The sequence below is a fragment of the Leptospira adleri genome, assembly GCF_002811985.1.
Lineage (GTDB): Bacteria > Spirochaetota > Leptospiria > Leptospirales > Leptospiraceae > Leptospira > Leptospira adleri.
Map to the genome: position 1 here is coordinate 1 of NZ_NPDU01000056.1, position 18,144 is coordinate 18,144.

Annotated in this window: 15 protein-coding genes; 9 read left to right on the forward strand and 6 right to left on the reverse strand. The window is 43.3% G+C overall.

What is annotated here, in order from left to right:
* The 5 genes from CH376_RS17575 to CH376_RS17595 form a co-directional block, all read left to right on the forward strand.
* Nucleotides 1-3,940, forward strand: a 3,940-nt coding sequence (locus CH376_RS17575) for an alpha-2-macroglobulin family protein (RefSeq protein ID WP_100788259.1), incomplete at its 5' end; no start/stop codon positions are given.
* Nucleotides 3,921-4,589, forward strand: a complete 669-nt coding sequence (locus CH376_RS17580) for a YfaP family protein (RefSeq protein WP_100788281.1) — start codon at nucleotides 3,921-3,923, stop codon at nucleotides 4,587-4,589. The genes CH376_RS17575 and CH376_RS17580, both read left to right, overlap by 20 nt.
* Nucleotides 4,590-5,279, forward strand: coding sequence for a YfaP family protein (locus tag CH376_RS17585; RefSeq protein WP_100788260.1), 690 nt, complete (start codon nucleotides 4,590-4,592; stop codon nucleotides 5,277-5,279).
* A gap of 3 nt (nucleotides 5,280-5,282) precedes the next feature.
* Nucleotides 5,283-6,401: a penicillin-binding transpeptidase domain-containing protein gene (locus CH376_RS17590; RefSeq protein ID WP_243398283.1), complete on the forward strand. Its 1,119-nt coding sequence runs from the start codon at nucleotides 5,283-5,285 to the stop codon at nucleotides 6,399-6,401.
* Nucleotides 6,398-8,245: a hypothetical protein gene (locus tag CH376_RS17595; RefSeq protein WP_243398285.1), complete on the forward strand. Its 1,848-nt coding sequence runs from the start codon at nucleotides 6,398-6,400 to the stop codon at nucleotides 8,243-8,245. Before CH376_RS17590 ends, CH376_RS17595 begins: the two co-directional genes overlap by 4 nt.
* A 2-nt stretch (nucleotides 8,246-8,247) precedes the next feature.
* Here the strand turns inward: CH376_RS17595 and CH376_RS17600 are convergent, their stop codons facing one another.
* Genes CH376_RS17600 through murA form a run of 4 tightly spaced genes read right to left on the reverse strand, consistent with a single transcriptional unit; the run spans nucleotide 8,248 to nucleotide 12,095 of the window.
* Nucleotides 8,248-8,949, reverse strand: coding sequence for a hypothetical protein (locus tag CH376_RS17600; protein WP_100788261.1), 702 nt, complete (start codon nucleotides 8,947-8,949; stop codon nucleotides 8,248-8,250).
* Nucleotides 8,946-10,136, reverse strand: a complete 1,191-nt coding sequence (locus CH376_RS17605; protein WP_100788262.1) for a SpoIID/LytB domain-containing protein — start codon at nucleotides 10,134-10,136, stop codon at nucleotides 8,946-8,948. The genes CH376_RS17600 and CH376_RS17605 overlap by 4 nt, the downstream gene beginning before the upstream one ends.
* 4 nt (nucleotides 10,137-10,140) lie before the next feature.
* Nucleotides 10,141-10,800: a 4Fe-4S dicluster domain-containing protein gene (locus CH376_RS17610; RefSeq protein WP_100788263.1), complete on the reverse strand. Its 660-nt coding sequence runs from the start codon at nucleotides 10,798-10,800 to the stop codon at nucleotides 10,141-10,143.
* Nucleotides 10,797-12,095, reverse strand: coding sequence for a UDP-N-acetylglucosamine 1-carboxyvinyltransferase (gene murA, locus CH376_RS17615; RefSeq protein WP_100788264.1), 1,299 nt, complete (start codon nucleotides 12,093-12,095; stop codon nucleotides 10,797-10,799). Before murA ends, CH376_RS17610 begins: the two co-directional genes overlap by 4 nt.
* 194 nt (nucleotides 12,096-12,289) lie before the next feature.
* On the opposite strand from murA, the gene CH376_RS17620 reads away from it, so the two are divergent.
* A complete protein-coding gene (locus CH376_RS17620; protein WP_100788283.1) occupies nucleotides 12,290-14,062 on the forward strand; it encodes an apolipoprotein N-acyltransferase in 1,773 nt (590 codons plus the stop codon).
* Between the two features lie 50 nt (nucleotides 14,063-14,112).
* Entirely contained in the window at nucleotides 14,113-14,520 is a 408-nt protein-coding gene (locus CH376_RS17625; protein ID WP_100788265.1) for a ribosomal maturation YjgA family protein, read from the forward strand.
* Here CH376_RS17625 and CH376_RS17630 read toward each other — a convergent pair.
* A complete protein-coding gene (locus CH376_RS17630) occupies nucleotides 14,510-15,634 on the reverse strand; it encodes a hypothetical protein (RefSeq protein ID WP_100788266.1) in 1,125 nt (374 codons plus the stop codon). The two genes, CH376_RS17625 and CH376_RS17630, sit on opposite strands and share 11 nt — an antisense overlap.
* 44 nt (nucleotides 15,635-15,678) lie before the next feature.
* Nucleotides 15,679-16,086 carry an LIC_13246 family protein gene (locus CH376_RS17635; protein ID WP_100788267.1) on the reverse strand — a complete coding sequence of 136 codons (408 nt, stop codon included), beginning with the start codon at nucleotides 16,084-16,086 and terminating at the stop codon, nucleotides 15,679-15,681.
* A gap of 217 nt (nucleotides 16,087-16,303) precedes the next feature.
* Between CH376_RS17635 and CH376_RS17640 the strand changes: the two genes are divergently transcribed.
* Together CH376_RS17640 and CH376_RS17645 are read left to right on the forward strand one after the other, a co-directional pair.
* A complete protein-coding gene (locus tag CH376_RS17640; RefSeq protein WP_165783635.1) occupies nucleotides 16,304-16,879 on the forward strand; it encodes a hypothetical protein in 576 nt (191 codons plus the stop codon).
* A gap of 61 nt (nucleotides 16,880-16,940) precedes the next feature.
* Nucleotides 16,941-18,137 (forward strand): NADP-dependent isocitrate dehydrogenase, encoded by a 1,197-nt coding sequence (locus tag CH376_RS17645; RefSeq protein ID WP_100788269.1) that lies wholly within the window; start codon nucleotides 16,941-16,943, stop codon nucleotides 18,135-18,137.
* Nucleotides 18,138-18,144 lie beyond the last annotated feature (7 nt).

The following is an 18,144-nucleotide window of genomic DNA, read 5'->3' on the forward strand; positions in this document are numbered from 1 at the left end:
GGTTCCCGATGTAGATCTGAATCTATTCAGCCTGGAGACGGGAAGTATATTCCATTCTTCTAAAACGGGATCGGACGGAACGTTCTTATACAAAGGAAATACTCCGGTTAAAACATTGATCTTGGCAAAAAAAGGCGGAGAATATGCGGTCTCCGATCCCGAATTCTACTCAAGTTCTTTTTATGGAGAAGGCGGGGCAAAGGCTTACATTTATACGGAGCGTCCCGTTTATAGGCCGGGGGATACGGTTTACTTCAAAGGTGTGGTTCGAAATTTTAATCGAGACGATTACAAAGTGGCTTCTGGCGCCGCCACGGTTTCCATTCACTCCGAAGACGGAGAAAGCCCGTTGCCGGTCATTCCCGTTTCCATCTCGGGAGATCAGGGAACCTTTTCCGGAGAATTTCAAATTCCGAACGACGATTCGATCAAACTCGGCAACTTCACTCTGGTTTTAAATTTTCAGGATAAAACGTTTCAGACGGAATTTTCGGTGGAGGCTTACATCAAGCCGACGTTTCTTGTTTCGGTTAACGTGCCGAAATCGACTTTTCTTCAAAAAGAAGAAGTGAACGCGACGGTAAAAGCGAGATATTATTACGGTCAACCCTTAGCCGGCAAGGAAGTTCAGTTTCGCGTTTTCAGAAGACCCAAATTCGATTTTTCTCCTGTGGGAAAAATGAATTTCGACGCCAGCGCGGATTATCTGGAACAAGCGGGGCAGAGCGACAAACAAGAGTTAGTTCATAGCGGAACCGGTTCTTTGGATAAAAAGGGGACGTATTCCCTAAAATTCAAACCGAACAAAGTGGACGCCGACTTCATTTATACGGTTATAGCTTCGGTTCAATCCGAAGATCTCACGTTGGACGGAGCCGCTTCGTTTTCCGTAAACAGAAGCGCTTTTTTTCTAAAGATGGAAAAAGATCAGGCCGTCTACGAACCTGGAAAGGAAACCAAACTTACTATCAAATTGATTCCATACGACAAAACGTTAAGCGAAGAATCTCGAAAAAAAGAGATTCAAGGGCGTAAGGTCGAGCTCGTTCTTTACAATCGGGAAATCCAACATTCCTCCGAGGGAGGACGTTCTAAAATTTCGAAAACCTCCGCGACTACGAATGCGTCCGGAACCGCGGAAGTTTCGTTTCAAATCCCGAAACGGGGACAATACATCGTCACCGCGGAGACAGAGGACGGAGACGGAAACGAAACTCAAAGTGAAACTTTCTTTTGGGCTTCGGCGGTGTCGGATTCAATCGATATTCCTTTCAAAGATATCAATCTCAAACCGAATAAGGATTTGTATTCCGTGGGAGAGAATGCGGAGATTCTCGTTCTGAGCCCGATCTCCAACGGCCACGTCGTTCTCACGGTGGAAGGAAATCGTATTTTTAAAAGCCAAGTCGTAAAGATGAACGGGAACGCTTTGAAGTATTCCGTGAAAATCCTTCCGGAGATGAGTCCCAACTTTACGTTATCCGCCGTTCAATTTTCCGGAAGCGACGTTTATAAAAGTCAGGTTCGGATCGTTGCTCCTCCGGAAGAAAAATTCATCAAAGTGGATCTCCTTCCGACGAATAAAGTCTATCGCCCCGGCGACAAGGCAGAGATCAAATTGAAAACGACCGGACTCGGGGGAAAGGCCGTCCCCGCGGAGATTTCGGTCGCAGTCGTAGACGAAGCGATCTACCAAATCAAAGAGGAAAAAATTCCGAACATCGGCACATTCTTCTATCATCCGAGAAGGAATAACGTGCAAACAACATTAGCTTCTTCTTATAAGTTTTTCGGCTACTCGGAAGAGAGACGTCTAAAACTCGCTTTGGGGAAAAAGGGAGAATCCGGTTACTCCGCGATAAAAAACGAAGAGCAGAATCGAGATCGATTTAAGGATACGAGTTTTTGGAACGCAAAAGTCAAAACTTCTTCGGACGGAACGGCGGTCGTTAGTTTCGTTTTACCGGATAATTTAACTTCTTGGAGAGTCACCGCGATCGCGATCACTTCGGATACAAAAGTCGGCCGCGGACAAACGAACTTTCTAACGAAAAAGGATCTGATGATTTTGGGCGGATTGCCTAGATATATTCTCAAAGGAGAATCCCAAAAGGTCAACGCTACGATTTCCAATCAGACGAATCGAAAACTTCCGGTCAGTGTTTCCATAAAAATGGAAGGCCTAAAAGCGATCGGTCCGGAAACCGCGACGATCAATTTGGAGCCTGGGCAGAATCAATCGGTTCAGTTTACCGTTCAAGCGGTCCAGGATCCGAAAATTAAATTAGCAAAATTGAATATTATTGCTTCGGGCGGCGGGGTTTCCGATTCCGTTCAATCCGAAATTCCGTTAAAAGTTTGGGGATCTCCTCGGGTGAGTTCGGATAGTCTCGGATTGAACAAAGGAACCGGTTCCGGCGTTTTAAAGTTAAACGTTACCAAAGAATTGGCCGATCCGCGTCTTGAAATCCGATTGAGTCCGGCGACGTTGCCGGCATTGAAACAATCCTTGGAATATTTGGCGGATTATCCGTACGGCTGCGTGGAACAGACTATGAGTCGTTTTTATCCACTTCTGTCAGCTCAAAAAGCCGGCTTTATCAATTCTCGAATCCAGAAAGAACTGCCGAAGATGATCGACGTAGGTTTAAAAAGAGTTCAAGCGCTTCAGAGAAGCGACGGAGGATTTGGTTGGTTCGAAGGAAATTCCGAAAGCGACGTTATGATGTCGGCGTATGTTCTCAAGGCCTTGGCGATCAGCCAAAAAAACGGAATTATCGTAACCGAAAGTACGATTTACCGAGCTCGAAATTTTCTCTATTCGATCTTGGAAAAAGGAGAAATTTCGGATAACGTAAAATCTCATGTTCTAAACGCGTTGAGTGAAACAGGATCCTTGGAGAATTCTCTGGTGGAAGGTCTTTACAAATCTGAATCCAAACTGAACTTTTATTCCAAGGCTTTATTGGGGATTACTCTGTTCAACCAAGGTAAAAGAACGGAAGCATCCAAGATGTTCAAGAAAGCGTTGGAGGAAAGCGGACTCGGGAAAACTCCGTTTTTGAAACTCGCTTTGTACGGTAGAAATCCGAATTGGGAGGAAGATAAAATAGAGGGTTTGTCCACTTTGTTGAGTCTTGGAGTTCGACTGAAGGAAAACGAAACCGTTCTCGAAAACTTAGCGTCCACGATTCTTACCAATCGAAACGGTTATGCTTGGAACAACTCCAGAGATACTTCCTTAGCGGTTGTGAGCTTGTCCGAATATTTGACGGTTCTCAGAGAAACCGATTCCAACGCGGAGATCGAAATCAAACTCAACGGAACCACCTTAAAAAGCGCGACCATTTCTCCTAAATCGGAGGACGGGGAACTTTTTAAGATCGTAGTCTCGAACGATCTCATCCATTCGGGGGAGAATCAGGTGGAAGTGATCAAGAAGGACGGCCCCGTGTTTTACGCGACCGCGTCCTTGTTTTATAAGGATCGATCCAAGAAAATTTCCTCTTACACGAACGGGATCCAAGTAAAAAGAAAGTATTTTAAAGTAAAACCGGGTTCGGACGGATCCGGTATCGAAGTCTCCGAATCGAAATCGTTTTCCACCGGAGATATCGTATTAGTAGAATTGAATGTTTCTAAGGAAGGAAATCCGGATTCTTACTTTATGATTGAGGACGTTCTCTTGCCGGGCTTTTCCTTTCTTCAAAGGGATTCGGAGTATCTTTCGGGTGATCGAAAAATGGAATATGATTCCCGCCAAATCTTCGACGATCGAGCGGTTTTTTTCGGCGCGGGACCTACGAAGGATTTTACCGTTCGTTATTTTCTCAGAGCGGAGGTTGGAGGCAAATACAAGGCGATTCCTGCAAGAGCGTATCTTATGTATTACCCGGAAGTAACAGGAGCGAGTTCCGATGATGAAATCAAAGTGGATTAGCGCGATTCTGCCGATTCTATTCTTTTCCAATTCCGTCTGGGCTCAAAAGATACGGATCGAATCTCCCAAAGGAGGATTTACGACGGAAAGAATCTTGAATGTTTCCGGAACCGTGAGCGGGGTAGATGTTCAGAAAATTACGGTTGTGATCAACGGGATTCCGCAGTGGATTCCTCTTACCGGCGAAAAATTTTCTTTTTCCACCGTGAATTCCCCGGGAGAAAACATCGTGGAAGTCCGAGCGGGTCGAATCTCGGAAAAGACTTCGTTCTACGCTAAAATTCCCAAAAGAGATATTAAGGTTTTATTAACTTGGGATACGCCGAGTTTTACGGATCTTTGGGTTATCGATCCGACCGGAGAAAAGTGTTACTGGTCCCATACATCCACGAAATCCGGAGGGAATCTAGTTTACGACGATTCCACCTACGCTCCTCAAACTTTTACGATGGCAAGGGCGTTACCCGGTTCTTATTCGATTCAAGCTCAGTATTATGCGCCCTTTGACGCTCAGATTACGAGGGCGAACGTTTTTGTGGTTCTTTATGAAGGAACTCCGAATGAAAAAAGAATGCGTTATGAGTTCATTTTAACTCGCGCTCAGCAAGTATATCATCTCGCAAATTTTAATATCGAACCGGAGATATGAATGAAATTAAAACAGTATAAATCCATCGGTTATTTCTCGCTTCTTTTTTTGATCTCGTTTACTTTTTCAGGTTTGTATTCTCAATCTTTGATAATCGAATCTCCGAACGGGGGATTTACCACCGAAAGAATTCAGAAAATTTCCGGATCGGTTTCCGGATTAAACGGAGACAGAATCACGATCGCGATCAACGGAATTCCGCAGACCGTTCCCGTAAGCGGAGGAAGATTTGCTATGAACGCCGTGGTTGCTCCCGGAAATAATTTGATCGAGATCAAAGCCGGAAAGGTTTCGGAAAAGATTTCCTTTTTTGCAAAGGTGCCTCCCAGAGATATCAAAGTGGTTTTGATCTGGGATACGCAGACCGACGTGGATCTTTGGGTCATAGATCCGAAAGGCGAGAAATGTTATTATTCGCATCCTTCCACTCAATCCGGAGGAAATTTGGACGTGGACGTAGTGGACGGCTTCGGTCCGGAAACTTTTACGATGGCAAAGGCGCTGCCCGGTAACTATTCGGTTCAAGTTCAATACTACGGTTCTTATGATAAACCCATTACACGGGTGAACGCGTATGTCGTTCTTTACGAAGGCAAGTCGAACGAAAAACGGATGCGATTTCAGTTTGTGATGACCAAGTCGCAACAAGTATATCATCTCGCAAATTTCGAAATAGAACCGGAGAATTGAATTTTGTTCCGATTCGGTTTTTATTCTTTGATACGATTCTTCCTGAAGTCGGGTTCGTTTTGGGTTTTAATCTTCATTCAATTTTCATTGTATTCTGAAACATCAAACGGTCTTAGATTCCAATATTTGGATTCTACAATTCGGGATTTTGAAAATGAAAACTCGAATTCAAAGTCCTCGGTTTTGATTCTGGAAGCGGAATCCGGAATCGTTCGTTACTTGTTTCGCCCGGAGATGGCGATTGAAAAAAAGTTCGGTCCGGGTTCTCTTTTAAAACCGTTTTCCGCGCTGATCTTTTTGAAAAACAAGAACGAACTCGGATTTTCGGCATCCGATAAGATCAACTGCGAAGGCCGGTTTTATCCGGAAGAAACGATGAAAATCACAAAAAGCGACTTATCACGATTTCATCTTCCGCAAGATCGAAACGGTAAGAAATACCTGCGGTGTTCTTTGAGAGAAGGGCACGGACGAGTCGATTTGCAGCAAGCATTGATTCAATCCTGTAACGTATATTTTTTAAAGAACGCAAGTAAGAATCCGGAGCTCTTCTATTCGAAATTGAGATCCGAATTGGAATTAACGAATTCCGCACAATCCAGACTCAAACCTTACGCGGAGACTCCTGGAAATTTCGAGGAATCTCCGACGAGCCTAAGAAAAGTCAGCGCTTCGATCGGAGAAGGTGGTTTTCTGCTGAGTCCTTTGAAAGTGTCTCAGTTATATGCTTCGTTATGGACGGCGGGGCCGAGGCTTTCTCCCACTTGGGAGGCGACCGGAACAAGAATCAAAGTGAGCGATAATCCGTTTTCAAATCGGGACATTCATTTTGTATTATCGGCTTTAGGCTCCGTTCCGAAAACGGGTACTCTCAAAGGTCTCAAAACTTTTAACGACCCTATGATAGAAATCATAGGAGCGAAAACCGGAACCGGAACGATCTATGCAAAAAAATATGAAACTCACGGTTGGATCACTTTGTATTTTAAGATGAAAAGAAAAAATTATCTGCTTACGGCCTTCGTAGGAAAAGGCTCCGGAAGTAAACAAGCGCAAAGTTTAGTTTTAAGAATTCTAAACGAGATCGGAAAACGGGATAACCTCTCTTGGAGAAAAGAATGAAGGAAAAAGTAAAAATCTGGATCGAAAAATCGAAAGCCTTCTGGAGTAAAACGAAGATAAAGACAAAAGAAAGCTGGCAGCGTTTTGTTCCGATCTTTCAAGAAAAAATTTGGAAGGATCCCAAAAGGCGTTATTCTTTTCTTTTTACTTTCGTATTTACTTTATCAATTCTCTCTTACCTGATCTTCCGGAACAAGTATTCGATCGATTCTTCCATCGATGATCCGGCCCTTTTGATTCCGGATAACGCGAGTTTGGCGATGGAAGTTTTTCGACCCGAAGAATTTATCGAGGATGTTGCAAAAACCGAAATCGGCAAAAAACTTTCCGAAGACGGTACGTTTCGAAGAACTCTAACTCTTCCTGAATTGAGGAAAGTCAGTTCCATTCTTTATTTATTGGAAACAAAGGCGGGAGTTTTGACCGAGCCGAGCCGATTGGCGAGTTTGTTTGACGGTCCGGTTGCTACGGCTTTGTTGCAAAAATCGGAATGGATCATCGTAGGAAAGGCGAGCGTTCAATCTAAGTTAGGCGTTAGTTTATTGACCTTGTTCCAAGGTGAGAAAATTGCAGGGAAGAAAATGGATCCCCCGAAACCGAAGCCGCGATCTGAACAAAACCCTTCTGTAGAAGGCGATTCCGAAGACGATTCCTCATCCGAAGAAGGGACTACGCAGACTCACAGTGCGGATGACTTTACCGATCAATTCACAGTTGGATCTGAGAAGTTTGGAAATCTGGAAATGTATCAGTACGATTTCGGAAACGAAAGCGTTTACATTACCGTGATCGGAAGTTTTATCCTGATTACAAACTCGAAGGAAACCTTGGATCTTTCTTTGGGTTTGGCTTCTTCCAAAAACAATTCTTCTCTTGGAAATCTAAAAGGCTTCGATCATTTGAGAAAATCAGCGCAAAGGAAAGAAAACAAACTTCTATTCTTTGCCGGAAAAAATTCTCCGTTCACTCCGCTTTTAAAACCCAGCTTTGGAAATTCGGGAATGGGACTTTTGATCGGGTGGAAAGAACGAGGTTTATTGGAAGGCGAGATTTACAGAATCGGAGGCGAGCAAACGGAAACGAGCGCTCAATCGATTGCGCCGAGTCTTTCCAAAGTTCTTCCGAAAGATTTAACGGCGGTATTTTATTCCGAAACGATCAAGCCGATCGAAGTTTGGAAGGCCTGGACGGATTTGGAAGGAGAATGGAAAAACTTTTCCAATGGTCTCAATCAATTCAGCGAAAGCGCCGGGCTTGATGCAGAAAATTATTTCCAAGAATCGCAGGGAATCGCTTTTTCCTTTCACGGACTCGATTCCGTAAACGGAATGATCTATCCTCGATTCGGAATCTCCCTCTCTTCCGCAATCAAAGACGATCGAATATTGAAATCGATTTTTAAAGTTGGTGCAAAATCCAAACAAAACTTTCAAAACGTGGAATTATCGACGTTTGCCTTAAAACGAGGCGGATACTATTCCCCTTCCTCCGTAAAATTGGGAGATTGGACTTTTTTCGGCTCAGATAGAAAAAGCGCCGAAGAAACGATATCGACCAAGAACGGAAACAAACCGAATCAAACGGATCGATTCTCTTCGGGTCTGATCGAAAGCCAAGGATCGTATCCGCATCATATTAGTATTCATATTCCAAATTTATTAAGTGATCTGAGGAAGTTCTATTTATACGGCGCAGCCGATTCCTCCGAATATACTTCGAAGACCATAGAGAGAGACATTCAACCCATATTCGACAAATTGAAACCGTATTCTCATTTTTCCATGTCTTTCGGAAGCGGTAAATCCGGAGAAGTCTGGGGAAAAGCGAAAGTCGGCGCGGATTAGCTTTATTGAGATATTAAGAATTTGGAATATAACATCTCCCATTCTTTTTCGGAAGATCGATCGTTGAGAAGATTTCGAAATCGGATTTCTCCCTGGTTTTTTAAAATCCAATTTCCCCAGGAGGAGAGGAGTTTGTATCTTCTAAGTTCGACTTCCTTTTTTGAGGATTTATCCGAGTTGAACTTTTTGAATTTCTCCCAAGACTCCGGAAAAACCAGAAATTTTCTAAGGATGATCGGATTGGTCGGGTATAAGGCTTCGCAATAGGATTCTTCCAGCCAGCTTAATTCCTTCGAATGAGGAGAAAAATAGTGGCAGATCTCGTGTCGAACGGATGCGAGAAATATATTCCTTTTTTTCAATATATCTGGATTCTGAAAATGGAATTGTTCCGATTCGGGAAAAAAACGTGCGGCTACAAACGAAGGTTGCCCCGTTGTTTGGGAAAAAATTTTCGGGTTTTCGGAGATGAATACGGATATGCTGGAAGGCTTTTTAAGATTGAGTCGTTCTGCTTCTTTATCGAATTCTAATATGAATTGTTCCGCAAAGTCCGATATCATTTCCGTCGGTGGAATTCTGGAGGAAAGGTTTTGATCTTTTAGAAAATAAAATTCGTAACCGTCCACTTTATAACGGATCGGTTCGGATAAAAGCGGAATGGAAACGAACACAAAGAATAAACTAAGAACAAGTCGTTTCAAAGTTTTTCCAACCGAGCCTTTGGAAAATAAAATTTTAGAATCTCGGAAGATTTGGCGCCTTGAAACGCCATTTCTCTCGCTCCGTACTGACAAAGTCCGATCCCATGTCCGAAACCTTTTCCTCGAAAGAGAAATCGATTCCTGGCATTCTCGATATCAAAATCGTTGCTTTTGATTTGATTCCATCCCAATCGTTTTCCGATTTTGGAAAGAAACAAAGCGATCGGAACCGAAGAACTCCCGTTTTCGGTTTCTACCAAAACTTCCGTAACCCTGGATTCTTTTAGAATGGGTTGTAAACGAATGATTTTTTTTAGGTCCAAAGATTCTTCGAGATCAGATCGACTGAGGACGCTTTCCCAGTGGGCGTGCGGAGAAGATTCGCAAAGGATCTGATTTTTTTTCCAAATATCTTTTCCGGAACGGAACGTGTTTGCTTCCTTTTTATAATTCTTCCACAAGACGGAAGGCTCGGAAAGATTTCCGCCGCAAGTCGAATGAAAAAACGATTCTAGAATCTTATCGTTCGTATCCTTTAAAACGAAATGCGAAGAAGAATCGTTTTGTGTTTTTGTTTTCCATTCGGTTCGACCCGAGTATTGAAGACAATGCGTCAAATCACATAGATCGTATCCTTCCGATTTATGACGGTTCGTATTTGCGAGCGCGTACGAAAGCACCACGGTTTCGGCGACAGACAAAAATTCTTTTTTCCATTCTTGAGCCGCTCCGTTTTGCGGACTTGTACGAAGCAAGGTTCCGAATTCGGATTCCGTTGCGATTTGAGCATATTCATTTTTTGGAATGGACAATATAAGGCGTAATTTTCCGTGAACGGAGGTGATTTCCAAATCGCCGGAATAATGAAAGATGTCTTTCCGATTCGGAAATCGAATTTCGTATTTTCCGCCCGAAAGGCCGATGAACTCTTCGGAAAATTTTTGAGATTCGAAACGGACGTCGATTCGACTCGATTCCGATTTTAATCGTAATGTAGATCGGGTTTTTCCGATGGAATGTTTTCCCGCAAAAATCTTCGCATCAAAATAGGAGATTTCGATTTCGTTCGGAGAATATTTGGATAAGATTCCGACTCGAATTTTAGAAGGAAACGATTCGCCAAAGACCGAATCCGTTGAAAGCAAAAATCCGAAAAGAAGACAGGAAGAAAAGATTCTTAAAATCATAAAATTATTGGATACGAATCGCTCTCGGAAAGGTGGGACAAGAGGAAACACATTGACCACAGCCCGTACAGGCTTTTGAAAAAGAAGGTTTTGTTCCTTTAAAACTTACCACACCTTCCACGGGACAACTGTCTTTACAATTCGAACAAGTCGCTTCACCCGTTTTGTGATTGAGACAAAACTCGTAAATTCCCTTGGCTTGTCCGAATTTGGGGGTTTCCGTTAAAGGCAATAGAGCTTCGTCTTTACACGCATTGATACAAGGCCAGTCTTTGCAGAGCATACACGCGTTTAAGTTTACATCCATTCTTGGAACGTGTTTTTCAGTAGTTTCATCGAATACCGGAAACAAAACGCTGTAAGGACACGCGTATATACAATCTCCGCAGCCTGTGCATTTTTTTAAGAATTCAGTTTCGTCTAACGCACCAGGCGGGGCTTGCACGTTCCTAATCTTTTTCTTTCGATTCGTTTTGATTTGATGAGGAAGCAGAAAGGACGTTTCCTTTTCGGCATTCTTCTTTGTCTTTTTTTTGGGGGATGGTTTTGCAGGAGTCGGATCCGATGTGATTTCTTTAAAGCCGGAGGCGATATCCGCCGCGCTTTCCTGCGCGAGGTCCAACATTCTTGCCAGACCTTTTTTAAAAAAATCCTTTCGGTTCAATCTTCTCTTACTCGTTCGATTCTCGCGCCGAGCGCTCTGAGACGTGTGTCGATGTTTTCAAATCCGCGATCGATCTGTCCGATATTGTGAATGTAACTAGTTCCCTCCGCGCACAAAGCGGCGATGATCATCGCCATACCGGCGCGAATATCTGGGCTTGCTACCTTTTGTCCGTAAAGTCTCGAATGTCCGATAACGATGGCTCTGTGAGGATCACAGAGGATGATCTGCGCTCCCATAGCGATGATATTGTCCACAAAGAAGAGTCTGGATTCGAACATCTTCTCGTGGATCAAAACGGTTCCCTTACATTGCGTCGCAGTAACCAAAGCAACCGAAGTCATATCCGCGGGAAATCCGGGCCAGGGAGAATCGTCTATCTTGGGTGTGGCTCCGTGATAATCGGGAATGATTTCCATCTTTTGATCCGCCGGAACCAAGATCCCGTTTTCGTGGGGACGCACTTCGATTCCGAGACGGGAATAAACCATTCTAATCATACGAATGTCTTCGAGTTCGACGTCGCGGATCATGATTTCGCCGCCGGTCACCGCGGCTAAGCTGATAAAGGAGCCGACTTCCAAATAATCCGAACCGATCTTGTGATCTTTTTGGGGAGCTTTTAAAGAAGTAACGCCTTCGATCGTAAGAATGTTGGAGCCGATTCCGGAAATCTTTGCTCCCGCAGAATTTAAAAATTCGCAGAGTCTTTGTACGTGAGGCTCGCTTGCGGCGTGTCTCAGAATCGTCGTTCCTTCCGCGAAGACGGCGGCCATCACCGCATTCTCCGTACCGGTTACGGAAGCCTCGTCCATAAGAATGTCCGTTCCTCTCAGTCGATCCGCTTTGATTTCGTATCCGTCCGGAAAAACTTCGATGTTAGCACCTAACGCTTGTAATGCGAGAAGATGAGTATCCAGTCTTCTTCTCCCGATTTTGTCTCCACCCGGTTTAGGAAGGAAAACACGACCGGTCATCGCAAGGATCGGACCCGCTAACGTCACGGCGCCCCGGATCCGGGAACAGAGTTCTTCGGGAAGTTGGTTTTTTAGATTGCCGTCGTGTTTGAATAAAAAAGTTCCCGGTTCTTCTTCCGTAATCTCCATCCCAAGATGACGGAGGACTTCCATGAGCATAAGAACGTCTGAGATCATCGGAATATTGGTGATTCGAACGGTTCCGGGAACCATACAAACCGCTCCCAGTAAAGGGAGGGCCTCGTTTTTATTTCCCTGTGGAACCACGGTTCCATGAAGAGGGGTCTTTCCAATGATCTTAAAATACGAAGAACTCATAATGATAAATTGTAGAATCAGGTCTTTCTGGCAATCGAATTGTAGCCCGCCGTTATTTTTGAATCGACTCGGTTTAACGGAGCGCAACTTCGAACGGACGCGTTTGAAACAAACTTTTCCATGATACGCCGATCGCCGATTCAAGATGAATTCTGTTGACTTCCCGTCCCAAAAAGGAGATGAACGTTTTATCCATGGATAATTTTCACCATCGTTTTCAGCAATTTCAGAAGACAGTCTGGTTTAACCTTTTCTGTTATTTCTGGACCGGTCTTTTTTCATTCTTAGCGTTTGCTCCGATTTCTTTAAGCCATTTTGTTTGGATTGCACCCTTCGGTCTTTTTTGGCTGAGTCTGAAATATCAAGGCAAATACAAAAAATTATTCTATCAGGGATTGATCATAGGGGTCGTTTTTTATGCGATTTCCTTTCATTGGATCATCCACATGGCGATTACGTTCGGAAACTTTCCTTACGTCGTCGCATTGCTCATACTTTTATTCGCCGGACTTATGTTCAGCTTAAAGTTCCCGCTTTTTATGATGAGTTTTTCCTTTCTATCGGGAAAGATCGGTCGTCATTCGGTTTGGGTTGCGGGCTTTTGCGGACTTCTTTCCGAACTTCTCGGACCTCAGTTATTTCCGTGGTATTGGGGGAACTTAGCGGCTGGAAATATCTTCCTCGCTCAAAATGTGGAGATCACGGGCGTTTACGGATTGAGCTTTCTCGTCTTTGTGGTGTCCTACACTCTCTTTCAATCCAATCCTTGGCACTGGAAAGAAATTCTTAACTCAAAAGAGAAAAGAAACCAATATCTGCGTTTTGTCGCGTTACCCGCGCTCTTACTTTTGAGTTTTGTAATTTCGGGTGCGGTTCTTTATAAAAAATGGGAAAGCGTTAAACCTTCTAAATCCGTAAAAGTGCTCGTGATTCAACCGGACGCGCCTTTGAGTTTCCGGGACGGAAGGGAAGTGAAAGAATCCATCGAGGCGCTCATGGCTCGAATCGAAAAACTTGCGGACGAAGGAGTCGCAAGAATGGGAAGTAAACCGGATCTCATCGTTCTTCCGGAAGCCGGCGTTCCGTTTTTCTCCGCTCACAATACTCCGGTGACTACTGTCGCACGAAGATTGTATTGGCATCGTTTTGATTCCTTGATGTTTCTCCTTGCGAACAAGTACAAGGCCAACGTGTTTTTCAACGAGATCGACGCGGGTTACAAAGGAATTCCCGGAGCAAAAAATCTAAGGTATTACAACAACAACGTTCTTTATGATCCGAACGGAGACAGAAGGGATTCGTATCAGAAAAAATTTCTTCTTATGTTCGGAGAATATATGCCGTTCGATTTTCTCTACGAGTTGAGCCAGCAGACTGGAAGGTTCGAACCCGGTTTAAATCATAACCTCATTCGTTATTATACTCCCGCGGAAAAGGAGAAATCTCCGAAAGGTCTTCATCTCGGTTGGTTGGATACGGAGAATCTAAATCACGAAGCGGTGCGTTCTTATTACGAGTCCGCGAAGACGGACGTCCAGGAAGCCGGAAAATTTCTTCCGTTGATTTGTTACGAAGTGATTCTTCCTGAGTTTGTGAGAGAATTTAGAACCGCCGGAAACCCGGAGTTTATAGTCAATCTTACGAATGACAAATGGTACGGAACTACGACCGAAAGCGATCAGCACATGGAGTTGGGAAGACTTCGTTCCATCGAACTCAGAAGATGGATGGTGCGATCCACAAATTCCGGAATCTCGGCGAACATCGATCATCTCGGTCGATTCGTGGGCGGTAAAAAGACGGGACTCATGACTGCTGAATCTCTTTCGGAAACGATCGACGTGATCGATTCTCCTCCGACGTTTTATACGCAGTACGGAAATCTGATTCCTTGGCTGATGCTCTTTCTTACCGGGATTTATTATTTGAACCTTTTGATCGGAATTCGAAAAGGTAAGAAGGCATAACGACGTTGTTTGAAAATTTTTCCTGATTTTCAAACTAATACAAGGATGTGATGAAGCAGAGACTGATATACGTAGGTTTTCTATTCTTCTTTTTAAGTCTCTGTTTTATCATCGTCCGATTCTTTGATTCCAATCGTTTGATACGCGGTTTTCTGGGCGATTTGGTCATCGTGATGGTTCTCTATAGTTTTTTTAAATCCATCGCGGACTTTGATTCCGTAAAACTGTCGATCTTTATAATTTCCTTTTCATTCCTTTTAGAAACGCTTCAATATTTTAAGATCATTCTACTTTTAGGATTTAAGGAAAATTATCTGACCAAAATTATTTTCGGATCCGTTTTTGATCCGTTTGATTTGCTGGCATATCTGATCGGCGTATTTTTAATTTTTTCCATCGATACACGGATCATTCTAAAATTATTAAGGAAACAAACTCCAACGCGAGTTACGGATTGATCAGATAATACGATAAAATGCCGTGAAAGGTTTCGTGAAAACCCGGTTGCAAATTTTTTCCCGGACAATGCAAATGTAAATCCGCCAGAGAATAGATTTGATAAGGTTTTGCAAAAAACAAACGGATAAAAAAACGAAGGACGGAAGAGATATTGGAAAGAACGTTGATGCTTCCTACGGACTGTTTTCTTTCGATTTCTGCGGAACATCCTTCTTCGAAATATATTTTCTCACGAAGCGGAAGCTCGTATCCGGAAAACGCCTCTTTCTCCGTTTCCAAAACTTCAAACTTGGTGATTTTTCCGGAAATAAGATTTTTACCTTCCGGATTCAGAAGAGCTACGGTTCTGAAGTAACCTCCTGGAAAAGAATCGTTTCCTAAAAAACCGCCCGTATAAAAACGAAATTCATTTGCGTTGATCGAACGAAAAAGTTCCCACCTTTTGCTGTATTTATATACTTCGTAATTGGTAAGAAGGTGTTCCAAACCGCCGGTTCCTAGAAGTTCTTTTTTCTTTCCATCCCGAATCAAATATCCCCAAGCGGACTGAAAAGAATAAGCGATATCCGCTTGCACGAATCCATTCGGATCTTTCACGGGATGTTTTCCTCCGGAAAGAGAAACTCCTTGTTTGAGACTCGATTTAAAAGATAAGAATAATTTAATGTTATCGGTTTCTTGTTGGATTTCGATTCCTTCCGAATTCAATTCCATGCGATTGTTTTCAATCTTTAGATCGAACTTTCCTTTTTCGGCGGTTAATTCTTTGGATGAAAACTCTTTCGTGATAAATTGAGTTCCTTCTCCGAGGGTATGAACTACCAAGCTGATTCCGCAGTTTTTTGTTCCCGGTCCGAGATTACTCACCAAAAATGTGGCGTAGATGAACGTCTTATCGTCGGTAAAGGAATAATTCCACGCTTCGAAATAACCTTCCTGTCCGTACGGTTGAAAAGAATAATCTTTGAGGCCGGCTTTTTTTAGAAAGACGGTCTCTTCCGCTTTCGGTGGTTCGATAAAAAGAACGGAACTTGTAAAGAGAAGGAACGCGATCAACTTACGACGAGACAGAATTCTTATAAAACTTTTTCCCAGGCGAGGCGGCTTCGACATGCGGAAGATCCTTGACCCTGGGAAAAAATTGATCAAGCAGAAACTTATTCGGAAAAGGGTTTCGTTTCCTCGTCATCGGCTAAAACGCAATCTTTTTCGAAAAGATCGGAGATGCAGACGATTTCAAAAACCGGATGATCTTTCTTCCCTTCGATCGTGAAACGATCTCTTTCCTCCTGAATCCCGTCGATATGAATCCAAGATTCGTACTTTCCGTCGGCTTTTAGATAAATCAGAAAATCGTGTTCTCCTAATTTTTTTAAGAATGCTTCGAAATCCTTGAACCCTTCCTTTTCCAATTGAATCCTCAGTTTTTGAGAGTTGCTGAGTTTTGAGTAGGGAGTTTTTGCAACGTAGAATTGATTTAATACGGAGACGATGTTTGTGAACTCGTCTTTTCTACTTACCAACTTCTTCCATTCTCCCTGATCTACATCGACTGTTTCTTTCATGTTTTTTACCCCTTCGTAGGAAGCGGTTCCCCGAACTTTTGGAACGGAGTTTTAAATCGGATTTTTTTTTAAATTTTATGAAAAAGCGGGATCGAAAGGATCCGAAAAGAGAATACAATGGAATCCTCGGGGGAATTTTGAGGAACGGCTTTAGGAAGTTGTCTTTTTAATAAATCTTGCTAAAAAAGCGAAAATCAAAATAGTATCATTCAGAACTATGGAATCCGATCTACTGGGAATATTTTGGACAGAAAAAATCAAACTGACTCAATATATTATCCAGACCACGAAACATTACAGTTCCAACCAGCTTGATTTCTCAGTGACTCCGAGGGAATCCGTCCGTTCCTTCCTGCAGGCGATGGTCGCCGGCGACTTTTTTTTAAGAGTTTCTCTTCCCATTTCCATCGGTATCAGTTCCATTCTTCCCATCTCCAGACAATCCGAGGAAGAAATCGAAAAAGATCTGGTTCGTTTTCGGGATCAGTTCGGATCTCCGGCGCTTCCGATTCATCTCAAAGACATCATTACTCAAAGCGCAGAGGAACTTTTTTTCGAGGACTGTAATCCGGAACTGAAGCCTCTCTTTTTACGCTGGAAAAGAATTTTGGTCCGTCTGGAAAAAACGATTCAAGGACTGAGCATGAAAGACAGTCTGAAGTATCGTTATTTTTCTGTTATAGGGATCGTCTCCCTTCCCGTTGCGATCAATTATTTTGAAATGCAGAACCTCACTTGGCTTCGAAACGGGATCATGAAAATCGCGGAAAATCCAAAATTTCCTTCTCAGTAGAACTTTAAAACAAAATCATATTCTACTATCGTATCATCGCAAAATTTTAAAGGAGAATTCAATGGCAAAGATCAAGGTAAAAACCCCGCTCGTAGAACTGGACGGGGACGAGATGACTCGGATCATCTGGAAAGAAATCAAGGATAGATTCATTCATCCTTATCTCGATATCGAACTGGACTATTATGACTTAGGCGTGGAATACAGGGATAAAACGGAAGACAAGGTCACCGTGGATTCCGCTCACGCGATTCAAAAATACGGAGTCGGAGTTAAGTGCGCTACCATTACTCCGAACCAAGACCGTGTCAAAGAATACAATCTCAAACAAGAATGGAAATCTCCGAATGGAACGATTCGTTCTATTCTGGACGGAACCGTTTTCCGTAAGCCGATCATCGTAAACAATATTCCCCCGGCGGTTCGTTCTTGGAAAAAGCCGATCACGGTAGGTCGTCACGCTTTCGGAGATCTTTATAAGGATACCGAACTCTATATTCCGGAAGCCGGAAAAGTGGAATTAGTTTATACCGGAAAAGACGGAAAGGAAAAACAAAGAGCTGTGATCCACGACTTCGACGGAGCCGGTGTGATCATGGGACAGTTTAACTTGGATAAGTCGATTCTAAGTTTTGCTCAGGCTTGTTTTAACTACGCGATCTCCGAAAAGATCGATCTTTGGTTCGCGACAAAAGATACCATTTCTAAAAAATATCACGCAAGATTCCGCGCGATTTTTGACGAACTCGCAAAGGCAAAAGAAGGCGATCTCAAAAAAGCCGGCATTGAATATTCTTATTATCTCATCGACGATGCGGTTGCGCAGATCATGAAAAACGAAGGTGGAATGCTCTGGGCTCTGATGAACTACGACGGAGACGTTATGAGCGACATGGTTGCTTCCGGTTTTGGATCCTTGGGTTTGATGACTTCCGTGTTGGTTTCTCCGGACGGAAAATTCGAATACGAAGCGGCTCACGGAACTGTGACCAGACACTATCGTAAATACCAACAAGGGGAAACCACTTCTACAAATTCCGTCGCCTCCATTTTTGCTTGGACCGGAGCTCTTATCAAAAGAGGGGAATTGGACGGAACTCCGGATGTAGTGGCTTTCGGACAAAAACTGGAAAAAGCGGTAATCGATACGATTCAAGGCGGAGAGATGACAAAGGATCTTACTCTTCTCTGCACCGATCCAAATGCAAAGTCCTTGGATACTTTCCAGTTCATGGAAGCGATCCAGAAAAAACTTTAATTTGATT